Source organism: Nocardia sp. CS682 (assembly GCF_004634405.1).
Classification (GTDB): domain Bacteria; phylum Actinomycetota; class Actinomycetes; order Mycobacteriales; family Mycobacteriaceae; genus Nocardia; species Nocardia ninae.
In genome coordinates, this window is sequence record NZ_CP029710.1 from 3,873,115 (window position 1) to 3,889,497 (window position 16,383).

A 16,383-nucleotide genomic window follows, 5' to 3' on the forward strand; every position below is an offset into this window, starting at 1 on the left:
TCGGTACCTCGAACACGCACCAACGGCGGGTCACCGCATGTTCTGAAACTCCCGCAGTATCTGCAGGATTCGCTCAGCCGACCCTTTTCTGCGCAGCTCGACCGCCTCGGCCCGCGCTTGCGCGAACCGATCCGCACCGAGCAGCCGGCCGGCCAGCTCGGCGTGCGTCGTCCAGCGCATGGACGGATAGTCTTGGCGGCAGTACACATTCGGCGCCAATGCCACCAGTTCCAGCCCACGGACCGGATCCCGGCCGGTGACGATGGCAAACGAACCGACGGCGCAGGCGATGCCGCCGATCTGCGGCAGATCGGTGTACTGCAGCATCATTGCCGGTGTCCGCTCGATCAGTTGCCCGACCAACTCTCGCGCCGTGCCGGCCGCGCCGTACAGCACCCGGGCGTCCACGGCGGAAGCGGCGAGCATGAGCAGGCCCTGCCCCGGACCGCCGTCGATGTCCGGCCAGCCGGACAGCTCCAATGCCCGGTCGTAGCGGTGCAGCCCCTCCGCGATATCCCCCTTGCCGAGCGCCACCTCTGCGGCACTGTGCAGGACGACAGCGAGCAGATGATTCTTCGCCGGAACGGTGTTCTCGACTTCGGATGAGCTGAAGGCAAGGTCGAGCTCATGCTCGGCCGCCGCCGGTTCGCCCGCCCCCAACAGCGCCGCGACCAGCATGCTGCGGGTCTCGACGGTGTCCTCGTAGGCACCGAGCCGTTGCAGCATGTCGAGTGAACGGTGGTAGTGCACAACCGCTTCCGCGTACTCGGCGATCTGGCCGTATACCTGGCCGAGGTGCCTGCTCACCATGGCCGCGTTCCACACGTTCTCCGGCCCGAAGATGTCCTGCGCGCGGACCGCGTCCACCGTCGAGCCGCGCACGTCGCCGAGGTTCTCCTTGATGTTCGCGCGCAACAGCAATGCGCTGCCCCGGGTTTCGGCATCCCGGGATCGCACGGCCCGCGCGATCAACCGGGCCAGGCCGCGGCCGTCGGGCCTGCACAGCACGAGGTCGCTGACGAAGCGGACGCTGGGGCTGAGATCGGTGCGGCCGCGCTGCATTCGGCGCACCCGGGTACGCATCCGGGCCAGCTCGCGCACCCCACCACTGACGTGAACGAAGTGCAGGAACATCGTCTGATAACTCATCAGCACCAGATCGGCGGATGGTGCGCTCGGGCTGCTCTCGTCCGGCTCGAGTGGGGCGATCCGCCTGGCCCAGGCGATCACCTCCATGTGCGAACCGCGCAGCATCCACAGGCCTGCGACGACCGGAAAGACGGTGTAGGCGGTGTCGGCGTCCTGATTGTCGATCGCGGTGCGCAGCGTCGCGAGCAGATTGTCCAGCTCGGTGGCCACCGACAGCGCGAGCCGCACCTGGTCACCGGTGGCGTAGCGGGCCACGACGTCGACGGCGAACGCCCTGGCCCACGCCATCATTCGCGCGTTGACCAGGTCGGCTTCGCCCGGCTGGGCGGCCAGCTGTTCCTCGCCGTATTCGCGAACCGTCTCGAGCATGCGGTAGCGGGTGCCGAGTGCGTCCTCGTCCAGCACGGTGAGCAGCGACTGGTTCACCAAACCGTCCACCGCCGTGGCGATATCGCTGATCTCGGGACCGCCGGCGACCATCTCGGCGGCGGACAAGGTGAATCCGGCTGGGAATCGGCATAATCGGCGCAGGGCCGCCTGTTGCGCCGCGTCCAGCAGATTCCAGCTCCAGTCGATGACGGCGTGCAGGGTGCGGTGGCGTTCCGGCGAGCTGCGATCGCCGTGGCGCAGCAGCGAGAACCGGTCGGCCAGACCGAGATTGATCTCCTCGACGCTCATCGCCCGCACCCGCGCGGCGGCCAGTTCGATGGCCAGCGGCAGCCCGTCGAGGGTGTGACACAGCTGCGCGACCACGTCGGGGTCGAGCCGCACGCCAGGGCGGATCGCCCTGGCCCGCGCCGCGAACAACTCCGTCGCGGGCGACCCGGCGGGGTCGATGGTCAATGACGGTAGCGGGTAGACGGTTTCAGCGGTGATCATCAACGGCGCCCGGCTGGTGGTCAGCACCGTCAGCCGATCCGCAGCACCGATCAGGTCGGCCACCACCACCGCGACGGCATCGATCACATGCTCGCAGTTGTCCAGGATCAGCAACATGGGGCGCGCGGACACGGCTTCGTGCAGGCGCTTACGGGCGTCGATGCGGTTGATCAAGCTGGTGGTGCCGTACGTCAGATCGCTCAGGCCGAGCACGGCGCTGATCGCGGCCTCGATCTCGACCGGGGCGTCGGCGGCATCGGCCCGGAGCGAGGCCAGTTCCACCAGCACCACGCGGCGGCTGCCCGCGACGCGGGCGCCGACTTCGTTGGCAATGCGCGTCTTTCCCGACCCGCCGGGGCCGAGCACGGTCGTCACCCTGGACGTGCGCAGCAGGGTGTCGAGCGCGGCCAGATCGTCCGCGCGACCGAGCAGTGCGTTGGGTGCCGCCCGCAGGCCGATCGCCGCGGGCACACCGAACTCGGTGGTCGTGTCGGGTGGTGCGGGACTGCCGTCGCCGAACAGTGTGGTGGGGCTGGGCGTCTGCGGAAGACCCTTGCTACCGGAGCGGACGGCAGAACCGTTGGGGCTCAATGGTTCTCCGCGCAAGATCGCCGTGTTCAGGTCGACGAGCGCAGGTCCTGGGTCCGCACCGAGGTGCTCGACCAGCCGAATCCGGAAGGCGGCGAACGATTCCAGGGCCTCGTTGGCTCGGCCGGCCGCCGCGAGCAGCCGCATCACGGCCAGCTGAGCCGACTCGTCCACCGGGTTGACCTCGGCCCGGAGCCGGGCGATCCGCAACGCGCCGTCGAGGTCGCCGGTCGACTCGCGGGCCGCCAACTCGAGCGTGTCCAGTTCGGCCAGTCTGCTCGTCGCTGCGGCGTTCAATGCCTCGGCGACTTCACCGGGCGGCAGGTCGGCCCCGGGTTCGCCGCGCCACAGCGCACGCGCCTGCGCGACCAGTTCGAGGCAGCCCTGATCGTCGCCCGCGGTCCGGCAGGCACGAGCCCGCTGTCCGAGTTCGGCGACGCGCGTCAGGTCCACCTGGTCCGCGGGCAGGGTCAATCGGTATCCGGCGGGCCCGATTTCCAGCGCGCCGTCCGGCAGCGCGGACCGCAGCCGGGACACCTGGGTGTGCAGTGCGTTCATCGGCGCGCGCGGCGGCTGCTCGCCCCACACGTCGTCGATCAGCGACTGGGCGCTGCGGCTACGGCCGGGCCGCAACGCCAAGGCGGCGAGCAGCAAGCGCGAACGCGCCCCGGGTAGCGCGGTGAGCGCGCCGTCTCGGCGCAGCGCGATCTCGCCCAGCAGGGCGACCACCACCGGTTCACCTGCGGGCGCCCGCAACAACTGACCGCGACCGTTCGGGCCGCTCTGATCCGACAACATCCCGCGGCCATCGTATGCGAGCGGCGCCGACCGAGCCGACATGGTTTTTCACCCCATTTCCAGTGGTCGGTCGCCTACGCTGTCCGCATGGCTGAGTTCGAAGTGGTCCGGCAGGCCGTGATCTCGGCCGAGCCGTCGCGGATTCACGGGCTGATCGACAACCTGCACGAGTGGACCAAATGGTCGCCGTGGGAGGACATCGATCCGCAGCTACAGCGCACCTATTCCGGGCCGGATGCCGGCGTCGGCGCCAAATACGCCTGGATCGGTGACCGCAAGGTCGGCAGCGGAAACATGGAGATCATCGCGAGCGCCGAGCGCGAGATCGGGATCCGGCTGATCTTCGAGAAGCCCTGGAAGGCCACCAACCAGGTCATGTTCGAGCTGAACCCGACCGAGTCCGGCGCCACCGAGGTGGTCTGGCGGATGACCGGCGAGCAGCGTGGCTTGATGCGCGTGCTCTCGAAGGTGATCCCGACCGACCGGATCGTCGGCAAGGACTTCGAGAAGGGGCTCGCCCGGTTGAAAGCGGTCGCCGAGGCCAACGGGCGCTGAGCGGGCGATAGCGGCGGGCGGCCTGGTCCGGACCCGGCCGGGCACGGGCTCTGAGCGGCCTCGGTCCGGCCGCGACATTATGCTGCGGGAATGGCTACTGCAGCGCAATGGATCGAGGGCGCGCGTCCACGCACCCTGCCGAACGCAATCGCCCCCGTGCTGGCAGGCACCGGTGCCGCCGCCTCGCTCGACGGCGCGGTGTGGTGGAAAGCGGTTCTCGCGCTGCTGGTTTCGCTGGCCCTGATCATCGGCGTCAACTACGCCAACGACTACTCCGACGGCATTCGCGGCACCGACGACGTACGGGTCGGCCCGGTCCGCCTGGTCGGGCAGCGGCTCGCCTCGCCCGCCGCCGTGCGCAACGCGGCCATGCTGAGCCTGGGCATCGCGGCGGTGGTCGGCCTCGTGCTCGCGGCCACGACGGCGTGGTGGCTGCTACTCGTCGGGGTGGCCTGCTTGGCGGGTGCCTGGTTCTACACCGGCGGCAGCAAGCCCTACGGCTACAGCGGATTCGGCGAGATCGCGGTGTTCGTGTTCTTCGGCTTGATCGGCGTGCTCGGCACCGAGTTCGTGCAGGCAGAGCGGATCGACTGGGCCGGCGCGGTGCTCGCGGTCTCGGTCGGCGCCTTCTCCAGCGCGGTGCTCGTCGCGAACAACCTGCGCGACATCCCGACCGACTCGCAATCCGGAAAGGTCACCCTCGCGGTCAAGCTCGGCGACCCGCGCACCAGGACGCTGCAGCTCGCCCTGCTGACCGTCCCGTTCCTCGGCACCCTGCTGCTGGTGGCGCGCACCCCGTTCGCGCTGGTCGGGCTGCTCGCCATTCCGCTCGCGGTGCGCGCCAACGCCCCGGTCCGGTCCGGCAAGGGCGGCCTGGAACTCATTCCCGCGCTGCGCGATTCCGGCCTGGCGATGCTCGCCTGGTCGGCGCTCACGGCGCTGGCGATCAGCTTCGGGTGACTAGTCGCCGTCCGGAACCAGAATGCCGAGGACCCAGTTGACGATCGAGACGATCAGACCGCCGATGATCGCCGCCCAAAGGCCGTCGACGCGCAGGCCGTACTCGGTGGTCTCGGTGATCTTCGCGGTCAGCCACAGCATGAGCGCGTTGATCACCAGCAGGAACAGGCCGAGCGTGACGATCACCAGCGGCAGCGACAGCAGCTTGACGATCGGCTTGACCAGCGCGTTCACCACCGTGAACACCACGGCGACGGCGAGCAGGACGAGAATCTTGCCGCCGTTGCCGTTCTCCGCCGGACTGACGATGTCGATCTTGTCGACCCAGGCGGCGGCCAGCCAGATGGCTACCGCGTTGATGATCAACCGAATCAGAAGCTGCATGCGCTCATGCTAGGGCGAGTGCCCCGCCTGCGCTCGGCCCCACGCGGGCCTGCGACGGCCTTCGGCGCGTTGTGCGGCGCACCCGTCCACCGCTTCAGGCCGCGCGGTCGAGTAGCGCGAGCACCTTCGGCCGCAACTCGTGGATCCGGTCGGAGCCGCCGAGCAGGCCGAAGGTCGTCTGATTGGGGGCACGCAGGATCCCGAGCAGCAGATGCCCGGATTCGATGGTCTTGTCCTTGCGCGCCAATGCTTCCCGCAGCGACAGCTCGAGTACCTTTTTCGCGTCCCGCGTGAATGGGATGTGCCCGAAGTCGCCGCCGCGCCCCCAGCCGAAGCGGCCGCGCCGCTCCTGCGGTGCCGCGCGATCGAGGGCGTCCTCGCCGAAGTTCTCGGCCAGGGTCTCGCGCACGGCGTCGAGATCGATGCCGATCGAACGCAAGGCCTCGGCGTCCTCCGCGCCCAGCGGTTCGCCCCTTCCGCGTTTGGCCAGTGCGCCCATCACGCTGTCGTGCGTGATGCCCGCGTCGGCCAGTAGCGCCTTCAAATCGTCCTCGCCCTGCGAGAGCAGGCCGAGCAGCACGTGCTCGATCTCGATGGAAGAGGAGCGCAGTTCTCGGGCGTCCTCCTGCGCCGATATCACGGCCATCTTCGCCGACTTGGTGAACCGTTCGAACATCAGCGGTTCCTGCCTTTCCGGTTGTGCTTCTGGTGGGCTGCCTGCTTGCTGACCTCGAGCGCCTCCGCGATCGCCTGCCAGGACCAGCCCTGTTCGCGGGCGTTGGCCACCTGGATCGCCTCGAGGCGTTCGAGCAGCCGCCGCAGGGCGAGCACCGCCCGCAACCCGACTTCGGGGTCGGGACTGCCTGCGGCGGCCGCCAGAGTGGTTGCTTCTGTCATGCCGTCAATTTTGGTTGACGACATGGAGGATTGTCAACAAAAATTGACGCAATGAGCGTTCGCCTTCGGCGAAGGAGCGGGCGGACAGCACGAAGGCCACCTTCGATCGGGTGCTGTTCCCGAGTGAAGGCGGCCTTCAATGGATCGTTAAGTAGCCTGGGCCCGACCGAATGAGAAGCGCTCAGCCCGCCCATTCGCCGGTGGCGGCGAACTTGTCCAGGATCGCGGTCGGTTCGGCGAGGCTCAGGCCCTGGGACTCGACCCACGCGTCATCGAAATACGTTCCGGCATAGCGGTCTCCGCCGTCACACAGCAGCGTGACCACGCTGCCGCCGCGCCCCGCGGCCAGCATCTCGGCGATGATGCCGAACACGCCCCACAGGTTGGTGCCGGTGGAACCGCCGACCCGGCGCCCGAGCACCCGGCTCGCGTACCGCGCCGCCGCGATGGACCCCGCGTCGGGCACCTCGATCATCCGATCGACCACCTCGCCGACGAACGACGGCTCCACCCGTGGCCGGCCGATTCCCTCGATGCGCGAAGACATTCCGGTCTCGTAGCCCGCGTCGCCGGTCTCGTAGCCGCCGTAGAACGCGGAGTTCTCCGGATCGACGACGGCCAATTTCGTTGCGTGCCTGCGGTATCGGATGTAACGGCCGATGGTGGCACTGGTGCCGCCGGTGCCCGCGCCGACCACCACCCACTCCGGCACCGGATGGGACTCCAACGCCATCTGCTGGAAAATGGATTCGGCGATGTTGTTGTTGCCGCGCCAGTCGGTGGCGCGCTCGGCATGGGTGAATTGGTCCATGAAGTGGCCGTTGCATTCGGCGGCGAGGCGGGCCGCCTCGGTGTACATGTCGGGTGGGCGTTGCACGAAATGGCAACGGCCGCCTTGCGCTTCGATCAGCGCGATCTTCTGCGGCGAGGTGCTCGCGGGCATCACCGCGACGAAATCCAGTCCGAGCAGCTTCGCGAAATACGCCTCGCTGACCGCGGTGGAGCCCGAGGTCGCCTCGACCACCGTGGTGCCCTCGCCGACCCAGCCGTTGCAAATCGCGTACAGGAACAGGGATCTGGCGAGTCGATGCTTGAGACTGCCGGTGATATGGGTGGATTCGTCCTTCAGATACAGCTGGACGTTCCACGCGGCGGGCAGCGGATAGCGGAGCAGGTGGGTGTCGGCGCTGCGCTGGGCGTCGGCGTCGATGAGCCGCACCGCGTTGTCCACCCAGTCACGCGGGGTGCTGCGATCGCAGGACTTCACGATGTCCCCTGATTGTCCTCGGGCGCCTCGCCGCGCAGCCGGGCGCGCAACTGGGCCTTGTCGTGCCTGCGGCGTTCGTCCACCACCGCGATGTCCTCGTTGACCCTGGTGCGCAGTCGCTTGAACAGCGTCAGCGACAGCGGCATGGCGATGATCAGCGCAAACAGCGCCGCGACCACCAGCGGGATGTCCACCGACACCAGCCGGGCCACCAGCATGATCAGCACGGTGATCAGCACGACCAGGCCGAGCCTGGCCACCGTGTACAGGCCGAGATCGCGGGCGAGCCGACGGCCCGCGCCAGCGGTTTGCTGTCCTGGAGCACCATCAGGTGGAGTTGCGTCACTCACGTCGATCAGCCTATGCGAAGCTGTTGCCCGCGCTCGGCGCACACCTGTTGCCGAGGTCGTAGAGCGTATCCGATTTGTCTATTACTTCCCCTTTACCAACAGTAGGTGGTTCGAGTACCTAGGGGTTTCAGTGCAACGATGTCGCCATCTGATGAGGGAACTGTCGAGAACGGAGAGGTTTGCTATGAGTGCGATCACCGTCGGCGGCCAGGACACCCTGCTGACACCAGGGCAGGTTGCTGCCATGTTCCACGTCGATCCCAAGACGGTCACCCGGTGGGCCCATGCCGGGCGTCTCGGATCGTTGCGCACACCGGGCGGACATCGCCGGTTCCGCGAATCAGAGGTAATGCAGCTGCTCAAGTCGCTCACCACCGAGGCGACCGCACGCTGACTGCGGGCCGCGCGGGCCCATCGTGCCGGGGCCCGCGCCCACCCGTGACACTGATTTCACGGCTGCGGTGTGCGCAGGTTGCACACGGGACTACCCTCGTAACCAGGAGGTGAGCGACGTGACGTACCTGTTGGCACTCATCGCGGTCGTGGCAGTCGCGGTGTTGTGCTGGAAAGCGTTCGGCCCCGAGAAGACTGCCGGACCGACCGCCGGCCCTACGCGTCCACCGCAGCGCAAGCGTGTCGTCGGCCCGGACGACGACCCGGAGTTCCTCTGGCGGCTATCCCGCCAGCATCGCGACGGAGAACCCGGCAGCACCGAGCGCTGAGCGTTCGCCCCGGATCCCCTTTCGCGCACTACATCTCACCGTCGGCGTAGTTGCGCGCGTGCAACCCTTCGCTCGCGCGTAGTCGGTTCGCGAGCACCGCCAGATAGTGCTGCGCCTCCACGGACAGCCCCGCGGCCGTCTGCACCAGCTTGCGCAACGCACCGTTGTTCAACTGCTCGACCACACTTCCGTCCGCGTCGACAACCGCAGCCGGGAGATAGGTGAAGTAATCGGAATCCAAGAGCCCGTCTCCTCGAAACTGTGTGCGCAGGATCAGCGCATCGCATGTAGACAGGACACGGCGTTTCGCTGAACGGCACGCCGAGGTGGACGTGATGTGCACCACTTCGATGCGGGCAGTCATTTGCGAGTGGCCGGCTGCCTCGCCCGGAGTCATGCTGCCGCCCCGCACGGACTCCCGAGCCGAAGCCCGCACGCGCCCATCGGCTATCGGCCCGCGAAAGTCGAAATGGTAGAAACCACAAGGTATTCAATACTGCACAGTATTCAGTACTGAAAGAAAATGGATACTGCGAGGTATTGAATACCAAAAGGTCCTTTTCGAAATATTTTGAAGCACTCTTTTGCGGCATTTACCGCATGTTCTACATCGACTGTGTGTAGCGTCTGAATTTCTTGAACCCCTGATATGACAAGTGGTGGCGCGGTGCTCGGTGTTGACGGCTGTCTGGAACGCATCATGGACATTCCCGGCGCGCGCAGCGCGACCCTGGTGGACGCCGCCAGCGGTCTGGCGATCGCCACCGCGGGACTGCATGAGGGCGTCGACCAGCACGAAGCCGCGGCCACCAGCACCGACGTCGTGCGCGCCGTACTCGACTGTCCCGCGTTGACTAACGGCGACCACGATGAAAACCTCACCGAGATCATCGTCTGCGGCACCCACGTTTATCACCTGCTGAATCTGGTGCCCGGCGACTTCGACGGCCGGCTTTTCGTCCATGTCCTCTTGGACGACGACACCGGCAACTTGGCGATGGCGCGGTTCCGACTGCACGGAATTCTCGCCGAATTCGCCGGGGAAGGGTCATGAGCGGTGAGCTCGCCGACGAACTGCGACGACTGGAAAACGAAAAACGTACCGGCGTGCTGTTCGTCGGCGACGGCGCCTTTCATCTCGCCGAAGGAGCTGTCACCGCCGCCGATTGCTTGCGGACGAGCGGGCTGGCCAGGCTGGTATCGGAGACGGGCGTAGCGACCGCCGAGGACTGGCGTGCCGCCGAGAGCGGACATCCGCAGCGGGTGCTGGCCCAGCCGCGACTGGAAACCCTGGCGCTGCTCTCGGTTTTCGATGCCGCCTACTTCCTGCTCGACACCCCCGCGATCCCCGAATTCCGGCCCGCACCACCGCATTGGCTCGCCGCGCTCTGCCGTATCGCACCGCAGGTGTTGGTCCGCGAATGTGTGCGCCGCGGCGACCCGGCGGGCACGCCGTGGCCCGCGCGGCTGGTCGACCGCGCGCCGGTCGTGCCGGTCCGCCGCGGCAGCCGACGCGTCGTCCTCACCGCGGGCCAGGCCGAGGTGCTCGCCGCCGCGGACGCCCGCCGCAGCGTCACCGGGATCGGTGAATACCTCGGCCGCACCACCTATGGCTGCCTGGTGGCGGTGCGGGAACTGACCGCGGCCGGGCTGATCGAGCCGCCGGTCCCGGTGCCGCCCGCCGAGGCCATGGTCAACCCGCTGCGCGCGGACGCCGTACCGCCCCGGCGCCGCCGGGCCCGACCGAGCGGGTCCGTTGCTGCTCAGGACCGTTGGGAGCCGGTCGATCCTGGCCTGCTCGTTCGCCTGCGGGCGGCTTTGGAGGATGCGTGACCGCGCGGAAAAGACTGCTCGGCGAACTGATGGGAAGGTTGACCAAGGTGTCGATGTCCGGACCCGAACCGAACGCGGCGGTGCTGGCGGAGCTGAAAGCGCTACGCGAACGTGTCCCGCGGCTGACCGGCACGCTGGTGGCCTCCAGCGACGGGTTGCTCGTCGCGCACGATCTACCCCCGCACATCGAGCCCGGCGGGATGGCCGCGCTGGCCGCCGCGCAGCTGTCGCTGTCCTACCGGCTGGCGACGACCGCGCACGGGGGCGGGTTCAACGAGGTCGTGGTGCACGGTGCCGAGGGGCACGTGGTCGTCTACGCGGCGGGCTGGACCTCGTTGACCGTGCTGGCCGGCCCCGAAGTGAACGTCGGCAGGCTCCATCTGGAATCGCGTCCGGTGGCCCGGGCGATCGCCGATCACCTGGCGGCCGACGGAAAAGACCAGGCAACGAATATCGAATGAAAGGAACAGACATGTCCAACCTGGATCTGTCACTGAAGGACATGATGGTGATCGACGGTGCGATCGGCGCCGCCGTCGTCGACTACAACAGCGGCATGGCGCTAGGCACCCTCGGCAGTTCCAAGGCACTGGACCTCCAGGTCGCCGCAGCGGGTAACACCGAGGTCGTGCGCGCGAAAATGCGCACCATCGAGCAGCTCGGCCTCAACGAGGGCATCGAAGACATCCTCATCACGCTGTCCGCCCAGTACCACCTCATCCGCCCGATGACCGGCCGCAAATCCAAGGGCCTGTTCCTCTACCTCGCCCTCGACCGCAACCGCGCGAACCTCGCGCTGGCCCGCCACCGCATCAAGAGCATCGAGGAAGAGCTCGAGGTGTAGTCCACCCGGCATGCCACTGCCTGGGTGGCATCCGTTCCAGCCGCAAGCCCCGCCCTCATCCCGATGCGAGAGCGGGGCTTGCGCCGTTCATCCAATACTCAGTTGAGTCCCGCGTAGGAGTGCAAACCGCTGATCACCATGTTGATGATGAAGAGGTTGAAAAGCATTGCTACGAAACCGGCTACGTTGATCCAGGCGGCTTTGGTGTCGCGCCAGCCGGAGGTGGCGCGGGCGTGTAGGTAGGCCGCGTAGAGGACCCAGGCGATGAAGGAGCAGGTTTCTTTGGGGTCCCAGCCCCAGAAGCGGCCCCAGGCGGCCTCGGCCCAGATGGCGCCGAGGATGACGCCCGCGCCGAAGAGGGGGAAGCCGATGATGGTGGCTTTGTAGGCGAGGCGGTCGAGGGTGCGGGCGTCGGGCAGGCGGCGGGCGATGGCGCCGAGGACACTGTTCGACTCGTGGCCCTCGGGCTGGCGGATCCGGTAGAGGAACAAGAGGCTGGCTACGCCGGCGAAGAGGAAGACGCCGCTGCCGATGCTGACGATGGTGACGTGGATGGGCAGCCAGAAGGACTTCAGGGCGGGCACCACGGGTGCGGCGTCGGCGTAGAGGATGGTGCCCGCGAGGAACAGCAGGATCAGCACCGGGACGAGCAGGAACACCCACATCGCGCGGTAGCGCTGTTCGCGCAGGAACAGCGCGCCCATCAGGACGGCGGCGGCGGTGGCCATGGTGACGAACTCGTACATGTTGCCGAGCGGGAATCGGTGCGTCGCGAAACCGCGCAGCACGATCGAGCCGATGTGCAGGACGACGGCGACGACCAGAACCGAGAAGGCCATGTTGCCGAGTCGCTCGGACAACGACTTCGCCGGCGGCTCGACGACCCGGCCAGGCAGCGCGGGATCGACGCTCGGCCCGCCGACGCTCACGAGCTCGCGCTCCGCGACCAGACGACTGCGCGCGGTGGCGTACTGCCAGATCAGCAGCACGAGCACCAGCGCGTAGACCACGATCGCGGTCTTGAACGAGAAATCGCTGTAGCGCGCGATGGTCTCGTTGATCGGCATCTCTACTCTCCCGTGGTCTTCGCGTCGGCCGAGTCGGGCCGCGCATCCAGCAGGCGCGCGCGTAGCCGGTCGAACTCACTGCCCCAGCCCGCCTGATCGGTCCTGGCCAGCCCGCCCATTTCTACTACGGTGCGTCGTTTGCCCAAGGTACCGGCTTCGCCTTCGGCGGGGTAGACCCGGACCCAGATCCGGCGCCGCTTCACCAGCAGCGAGACCAGCAGGCCGAGCATCATGGCCACCGCGCTCACCAGCACCCACTGCTGCGCCGGATCGTGCGACACCTGCAGGTTCACGAATTCCTGGGCACCGTCGAAGGTCACCTTGGTGCCGTTGGGCAGGCTGGTCGACTCGCCGGGGCGCAGGTTCACCCTGGCCTCCTTGGCCAGTCGTCCCTGCTTGACCTGCTCGGGGTCGAGCGCGAACAGCGACTGCGGCTTGCCGGTGTCCAGGCCGGTGTCGCCGCGATAGATGTCGACGGCGACGGCCGGATCGTTCATCGCGGGGTACGACGAGGTCATCAGGCTGCCGTGGAACAGCGCGGTCGGCGCGAAGAGACCCTCGATGGCGATCTGGTTCTTGCGCCGCTCCTCGTCGGTGGCGTACATGCCGCCGGGCGGGTCGATCCGCAGCACGCCGCTGGACAGGAAGGTCATCGCGTCGTCGGGGCGCCACTGGATGGTCTCGGTGCGGGTCTGCCCGTTCGGGAAGGTGACCGTGAAGGTCGGCGCGAAACCGTGGCCCTGCAGGTAGATACGGTCACCCGCGACCCGCAGCGGATGGTTCACCTGGAGGCGCGTCGCGCGCCAGGTGTCGCTGCGCAGGTCGTCACCGGACTGGTATTCGATGTTCGAGGTGAACATCTCGGCCTGCCCGTTGTTCAGGTAGTCGGCCTTGAAGTCCTTGACCCGCACGCAGATCGGCGCCATGCCGGTGCCGTCGTTGACATTGCCCGCCTTGAACGAGTCGAAGACGGCGGGTGAGGTGGTGCAGAAGCCGGGCCCGTTGTTCGCGATGACGATGACGCTGCCCTCGTAGCCGAACAGCTTGCCGACCGCGATGGCGACCAGCAGGCAGACCAGCGCGAGGTGGAACACGAGGTTGCCGAGTTCGCGGGTGTACCCCTTCTCCGCGGCGAGGGTGATCTCACCGTCCCTGGTGCCCGGCCGGACCTCGGTGCGCCAGCCGCGCAGTTCATTACGAACCTGCGTGACGACCTCGTCGGGCGTCTGCTCGGCGCTGCCCGAGTAGTGGTGCGGCAGCCGGGTCAGGTTGCGCGGCGCGCGCACCGGCGGGGTGCGCAGCGCGCGGTAATGGTCGACACAGCGCGGCAGGATGCAGCCGACCAGCGAGATGAACAGCAGCACATAGATGGCGGTGAACCAGAAGCTGCCGAACACGTCGAACAGCTCGAACCGGTCCATCCACGGGCCGAGTGTCGGCCGGTCGGCGATGTACTGGGCGACCTTCTGCTCGTTGAGGTTTCGCTGCGGCAGCAGGGCGCCGGGAATGGCGCCCAACGCCAGCAGGAACAGCAGCACCAGCGCGGTGCGCATGCTGGTGAGCCCGCGCCAGGCGTTGCGGGCGAAGGCCACCGCACGGCCGAGCCGGGATTGCCTCGGCACCGCGGCGGGTTCGGTCACCGGATTCTCCGTCACGGTCATATCGGCAGTGTCACCTCGGAAACGAACGCGTCGCGCACCCAGCCGACGAACTGGTCCCACACGCCGGTGACCAGCGCGGCGCCGACCAGGACGAGCAGAATGCCGCCGGCGACCTGGATGGCGCGCGAATTACGGCGCAGCCAGCCGACACCGCGCAGCGCACTGGCCGACCCGAACGCCAGGATCACGAACGGCAGGCCGAGACCGAGGCAGTAGGCGACGATGAGCGCGACCCCGCGCACCGCGGTGGTGCCTTCGGTGCCCGCGGCCACCGCCATCACGCCGGACAGGGTTGGCCCGAGGCACGGCGTCCAGCCGAGCGCGAAGACGCCGCCGAGTAGCGGCGCGCCCGCGATGCTGGTGAGCCTGCGCGGCTCCATCCTGGTGTCGCGCTGCAGCGCGGGGACCAGGCCGATGAACACCAGGCCCATCAGGATGGTGACCACGCCGCCGATGCGTTGCAGCAGTTCACGATTCACGTTCAGGGTCTGGATCACGCCGAAAACCGTTGCGGTGGCGAGCACGAACACGACGGTGAACCCGGCGACGAACAGGCCGGCCGCACCGGCCACCCGCAGCCGACCGGCCCGCAGGTCGGCCTTGGCCGACGCGACCGCTACCGCACTCGGTTGCGCCCCTTCGGCTTGCGCGACGGTGGCGGGCGGCGCCTCGGCACCGACGAGTCCGGCGAGATAGGACAGATAGCCCGGCACCAACGGCACCACGCACGGCGACGCGAAGGAGACCAGGCCCGCCAGCAGGCAGGCGCCCAGCGCCAGCAGCAACGGTCCGGTCGCGGCCGTCTGCTGGAACGAATCCCCCACGGCGGCGAGCGGCATTACTCGGTCACCGGTGTCATGACCGGGCCACCGGTGTCACGCAGGACCTCACCCGGCCTCACCCTCCGGCGCCTGCTCGGCCGGTTCGATGTCGCCGCGCAGCACGACGCGCTGCTCGGTGGGCTCGCTCGACTCGAACAGCACGCCGAAGTCCAGCAGCGAGTCCGCCGCGACGCTGCGCGGCACGGTGGCGATGCCCTTCCATCGGTCGTCCACGGCCCAGGCACCGCCGATTCGGCGAGCGCCCTGCCGAGGGCGACAGGCACGCAGGGTACGGGTACGACGATCGCGATTCACTGTGCTTCCTCCGAGGCGATTTTTTGAACAATCGGTTGCAGATCGTCGGCCAGCAATGAGCGCAGGAACACCGCGGCGACGCGATGCTGACGATCCAAGATCAGGGTGGTGGGAATGACGCTGGTCGGGAAATTGCCACCGAGGGCCAGCAGGGTGCGCATGGACGGGTCGTAGATGGACGGGTAGCCGACCTTGTTGTCGACGACGAAGTCCTGGGCCTTGTCCTGTTGCGGGTCACGGACATTGATGCCGATGAAGGCGACACCGCTGTCTTTCGTTGCGGCGTAGACCTTTTCGAGCGCGGGCGCCTCCGCGCGACAGGGTCCGCACCACTGGCCCCACAGATTGAGTACCACGACTTTGCCCGGATAATCCTGCACCGAGATTGTTTTGCCCTCGGTCATCAGATCGGGCCCGGCCAGTGTGCCGATGGTGCCGCGCGCACTCGGTGGGTCGTAGAAGATCTCGGTCTTGCCGCCGGGTGAGACGAATTCGAAGGTGCCACCGGAGGCCACCGCGTCCTTACCGCTCGAGCAGCCGGCCAGCGTCACCACCAGGGCGACGCAGGCCAGCAGGACCGGAACGACCCGCCGGGCCGATACGGCAGGCGGTTCAGTGGAGGCGGTGCACCCGATCATGCGCCGTGTACCGAGGGATCCGAACCACCGGCGGGCTCGGAGTAAACGATATCGACGAGGGTGTCGCCCTGGTAGACCAGCGAGGTCAGCGACGCGAGCGAGCACTGGCGCTGGCGCGGGTCGTGCCAGAGCCGCTGGCCCTGCAGGAACCGGCGCAGCGTCCAGACCGGCAGCTGATGCGACACCAGCACCGCCTCACGCCCGGCTGCCTCGACCCGTGCCTTGTTGACCGCGGCCAGCATCCGGTGCGCGATCTGCAGGTACGGCTCGCCCCAGGACGGGGTGAACGGATCGCGCAGCTTCCACCAGTGCCGGGGCTTGCGCAGCGCACCGTCGCCGACGGAGACCCGCAACCCCTCGAAGGTGTTGCCCGCCTCGATCAGGTTCTCGTCGGTGCGCACGAGCAGATGATGTTGTGCCGCAATCGGTTCCGCGGTTTCCTGGGCTCGCTGCAGCGGCGAGGCGATCACCACGGCGATATCGTGCTCGGCCAGCGCCCGCGCGACGGCGCCTGCCTGCGACCGGCCCGCCACCGACAGGCTGAACCCGGGCAGCCTGCCGTAGAGGATCCCGTTCGGGTTGTGCACCTCGCCGTGCCGCAGCACGTGCACGATCGTCTCCACCGGCGCGGTGCCGCCGTCGTGCAGCCGCGCCT

General features: G+C 68.0%; 21 protein-coding genes. 8 read left to right on the forward strand and 13 right to left on the reverse strand.

The window, feature by feature from the left end:
• Positions 1–30 precede the first annotated feature (30 nt).
• Positions 31–3,414, reverse strand: coding sequence for a BTAD domain-containing putative transcriptional regulator (locus tag DMB37_RS17370; RefSeq protein WP_135233611.1), 3,384 nt, complete (start codon positions 3,412–3,414; stop codon positions 31–33).
• Between the two features lie 87 nt (positions 3,415–3,501).
• Here DMB37_RS17370 and DMB37_RS17375 point away from each other — a divergent pair, with 87 nt between their 5' ends.
• Together DMB37_RS17375 and DMB37_RS17380 are read left to right on the forward strand one after the other, a co-directional pair.
• Positions 3,502–3,969 (forward strand): SRPBCC family protein, encoded by a 468-nt coding sequence (locus tag DMB37_RS17375; protein WP_135233612.1) that lies wholly within the window; start codon positions 3,502–3,504, stop codon positions 3,967–3,969.
• A gap of 90 nt (positions 3,970–4,059) precedes the next feature.
• On the forward strand, positions 4,060–4,929 hold the full coding sequence (locus tag DMB37_RS17380; RefSeq protein WP_135233613.1) for a 1,4-dihydroxy-2-naphthoate polyprenyltransferase: 870 nt from the start codon (positions 4,060–4,062) through the stop codon (positions 4,927–4,929).
• Here the strand turns inward: DMB37_RS17380 and DMB37_RS17385 are convergent, their stop codons facing one another.
• The 5 genes from DMB37_RS17385 to DMB37_RS17405 all read right to left on the reverse strand — a co-directional run bounded on the left by DMB37_RS17385 (position 4,930) and on the right by DMB37_RS17405 (position 7,827).
• Positions 4,930–5,313 carry a phage holin family protein gene (locus tag DMB37_RS17385; RefSeq protein WP_135233614.1) on the reverse strand — a complete coding sequence of 128 codons (384 nt, stop codon included), beginning with the start codon at positions 5,311–5,313 and terminating at the stop codon, positions 4,930–4,932. It abuts the gene before it with no gap.
• A 94-nt stretch (positions 5,314–5,407) separates the two neighbouring features.
• On the reverse strand, positions 5,408–5,989 hold the full coding sequence (locus tag DMB37_RS17390) for a Clp protease N-terminal domain-containing protein (protein ID WP_135233615.1): 582 nt from the start codon (positions 5,987–5,989) through the stop codon (positions 5,408–5,410).
• Complete coding sequence (locus tag DMB37_RS17395) at positions 5,989–6,210, reverse strand: helix-turn-helix domain-containing protein (RefSeq protein ID WP_135233616.1); 222 nt, start codon at positions 6,208–6,210, stop codon at positions 5,989–5,991. The genes DMB37_RS17390 and DMB37_RS17395 overlap by 1 nt, the downstream gene beginning before the upstream one ends.
• A gap of 181 nt (positions 6,211–6,391) precedes the next feature.
• Complete coding sequence (locus tag DMB37_RS17400) at positions 6,392–7,477, reverse strand: PLP-dependent cysteine synthase family protein (RefSeq protein WP_135233617.1); 1,086 nt, start codon at positions 7,475–7,477, stop codon at positions 6,392–6,394.
• Entirely contained in the window at positions 7,474–7,827 is a 354-nt protein-coding gene (locus tag DMB37_RS17405; protein WP_107659534.1) for a DUF4229 domain-containing protein, read from the reverse strand. Before DMB37_RS17405 ends, DMB37_RS17400 begins: the two co-directional genes overlap by 4 nt.
• Before the next feature lie 184 nt (positions 7,828–8,011).
• Between DMB37_RS17405 and DMB37_RS17410 the strand changes: the two genes are divergently transcribed.
• Both DMB37_RS17410 and DMB37_RS17415 read left to right on the forward strand, forming a co-directional pair.
• On the forward strand, positions 8,012–8,221 hold the full coding sequence (locus DMB37_RS17410) for a BldC family transcriptional regulator (RefSeq protein ID WP_040739417.1): 210 nt from the start codon (positions 8,012–8,014) through the stop codon (positions 8,219–8,221).
• A 118-nt stretch (positions 8,222–8,339) separates the two neighbouring features.
• Complete coding sequence (locus DMB37_RS17415) at positions 8,340–8,549, forward strand: hypothetical protein (protein ID WP_107660982.1); 210 nt, start codon at positions 8,340–8,342, stop codon at positions 8,547–8,549.
• A 28-nt stretch (positions 8,550–8,577) separates the two neighbouring features.
• On the opposite strand, the gene DMB37_RS17420 is transcribed toward DMB37_RS17415, so the two are convergent.
• A complete protein-coding gene (locus DMB37_RS17420) occupies positions 8,578–8,790 on the reverse strand; it encodes a hypothetical protein (RefSeq protein ID WP_135233618.1) in 213 nt (70 codons plus the stop codon).
• 408 nt (positions 8,791–9,198) lie between these two features.
• Here DMB37_RS17420 and DMB37_RS17425 point away from each other — a divergent pair, with 408 nt between their 5' ends.
• The 4 genes from DMB37_RS17425 to DMB37_RS17440 are packed head-to-tail and all read left to right on the forward strand — an operon-like array spanning position 9,199 to position 11,226.
• Positions 9,199–9,603: a hypothetical protein gene (locus DMB37_RS17425; protein ID WP_240772424.1), complete on the forward strand. Its 405-nt coding sequence runs from the start codon at positions 9,199–9,201 to the stop codon at positions 9,601–9,603.
• On the forward strand, positions 9,600–10,382 hold the full coding sequence (locus tag DMB37_RS17430) for a hypothetical protein (RefSeq protein WP_135233619.1): 783 nt from the start codon (positions 9,600–9,602) through the stop codon (positions 10,380–10,382). Before DMB37_RS17425 ends, DMB37_RS17430 begins: the two co-directional genes overlap by 4 nt.
• Entirely contained in the window at positions 10,379–10,843 is a 465-nt protein-coding gene (locus DMB37_RS17435; protein WP_240772425.1) for a roadblock/LC7 domain-containing protein, read from the forward strand. Before DMB37_RS17430 ends, DMB37_RS17435 begins: the two co-directional genes overlap by 4 nt.
• Positions 10,844–10,854: 11 nt before the next feature.
• Positions 10,855–11,226: a hypothetical protein gene (locus tag DMB37_RS17440; RefSeq protein ID WP_135233620.1), complete on the forward strand. Its 372-nt coding sequence runs from the start codon at positions 10,855–10,857 to the stop codon at positions 11,224–11,226.
• Positions 11,227–11,324: 98 nt separating this feature from the next.
• Here the strand turns inward: DMB37_RS17440 and ccsB are convergent, their stop codons facing one another.
• The 6 genes from ccsB to DMB37_RS17465 all read right to left on the reverse strand — a co-directional run bounded on the left by ccsB (position 11,325) and on the right by DMB37_RS17465 (position 16,375).
• Positions 11,325–12,293 (reverse strand): c-type cytochrome biogenesis protein CcsB, encoded by a 969-nt coding sequence (gene ccsB / locus DMB37_RS17445; RefSeq protein ID WP_135233621.1) that lies wholly within the window; start codon positions 12,291–12,293, stop codon positions 11,325–11,327.
• Positions 12,294–12,295: 2 nt separating this feature from the next.
• Positions 12,296–13,954 carry a cytochrome c biogenesis protein ResB gene (locus DMB37_RS17450; RefSeq protein WP_135233622.1) on the reverse strand — a complete coding sequence of 553 codons (1,659 nt, stop codon included), beginning with the start codon at positions 13,952–13,954 and terminating at the stop codon, positions 12,296–12,298.
• Entirely contained in the window at positions 13,951–14,793 is an 843-nt protein-coding gene (locus DMB37_RS17455) for a cytochrome c biogenesis CcdA family protein (RefSeq protein ID WP_135233623.1), read from the reverse strand. Before DMB37_RS17455 ends, DMB37_RS17450 begins: the two co-directional genes overlap by 4 nt.
• A 48-nt stretch (positions 14,794–14,841) precedes the next feature.
• Positions 14,842–15,009, reverse strand: a complete 168-nt coding sequence (locus tag DMB37_RS40575; protein WP_167768871.1) for a hypothetical protein — start codon at positions 15,007–15,009, stop codon at positions 14,842–14,844.
• 77 nt (positions 15,010–15,086) lie between these two features.
• Positions 15,087–15,728: a TlpA disulfide reductase family protein gene (locus tag DMB37_RS17460; RefSeq protein ID WP_240772426.1), complete on the reverse strand. Its 642-nt coding sequence runs from the start codon at positions 15,726–15,728 to the stop codon at positions 15,087–15,089.
• Positions 15,725–16,375, reverse strand: coding sequence for a histidine phosphatase family protein (locus DMB37_RS17465; protein ID WP_107660986.1), 651 nt, complete (start codon positions 16,373–16,375; stop codon positions 15,725–15,727). Before DMB37_RS17465 ends, DMB37_RS17460 begins: the two co-directional genes overlap by 4 nt.
• Between the last annotated feature and the right edge of the window lie 8 nt (positions 16,376–16,383).

What these genes read in the sequence shown, in the direction of transcription:
- DMB37_RS17370 (WP_135233611.1), bottom strand. Translation starts at nt 3,414, where the DNA reads ATGTTGTCGGATCAGAGCGGCCCGAACGGTCGCGGTCAGTTGTTGCGG.
- DMB37_RS17375 (WP_135233612.1), top strand. Translation starts at nt 3,502, where the DNA reads ATGGCTGAGTTCGAAGTGGTCCGGCAGGCCGTGATCTCGGCCGAGCCG.
- DMB37_RS17380 (WP_135233613.1), top strand. Translation starts at nt 4,060, where the DNA reads ATGGCTACTGCAGCGCAATGGATCGAGGGCGCGCGTCCACGCACCCTG.
- DMB37_RS17385 (WP_135233614.1), bottom strand. Translation starts at nt 5,313, where the DNA reads ATGCAGCTTCTGATTCGGTTGATCATCAACGCGGTAGCCATCTGGCTG.
- DMB37_RS17390 (WP_135233615.1), bottom strand. Translation starts at nt 5,989, where the DNA reads ATGTTCGAACGGTTCACCAAGTCGGCGAAGATGGCCGTGATATCGGCG.
- DMB37_RS17395 (WP_135233616.1), bottom strand. Translation starts at nt 6,210, where the DNA reads ATGACAGAAGCAACCACTCTGGCGGCCGCCGCAGGCAGTCCCGACCCC.
- DMB37_RS17410 (WP_040739417.1), top strand. Translation starts at nt 8,012, where the DNA reads ATGAGTGCGATCACCGTCGGCGGCCAGGACACCCTGCTGACACCAGGG.
- DMB37_RS17425 (WP_240772424.1), top strand. Translation starts at nt 9,199, where the DNA reads ATGACAAGTGGTGGCGCGGTGCTCGGTGTTGACGGCTGTCTGGAACGC.
- DMB37_RS17430 (WP_135233619.1), top strand. Translation starts at nt 9,600, where the DNA reads ATGAGCGGTGAGCTCGCCGACGAACTGCGACGACTGGAAAACGAAAAA.
- DMB37_RS17440 (WP_135233620.1), top strand. Translation starts at nt 10,855, where the DNA reads ATGTCCAACCTGGATCTGTCACTGAAGGACATGATGGTGATCGACGGT.
- ccsB (WP_135233621.1), bottom strand. Translation starts at nt 12,293, where the DNA reads ATGCCGATCAACGAGACCATCGCGCGCTACAGCGATTTCTCGTTCAAG.
- DMB37_RS17450 (WP_135233622.1), bottom strand. Translation starts at nt 13,954, where the DNA reads ATGACCGTGACGGAGAATCCGGTGACCGAACCCGCCGCGGTGCCGAGG.
- DMB37_RS17455 (WP_135233623.1), bottom strand. Translation starts at nt 14,793, where the DNA reads ATGCCGCTCGCCGCCGTGGGGGATTCGTTCCAGCAGACGGCCGCGACC.
- DMB37_RS17460 (WP_240772426.1), bottom strand. Translation starts at nt 15,728, where the DNA reads ATGATCGGGTGCACCGCCTCCACTGAACCGCCTGCCGTATCGGCCCGG.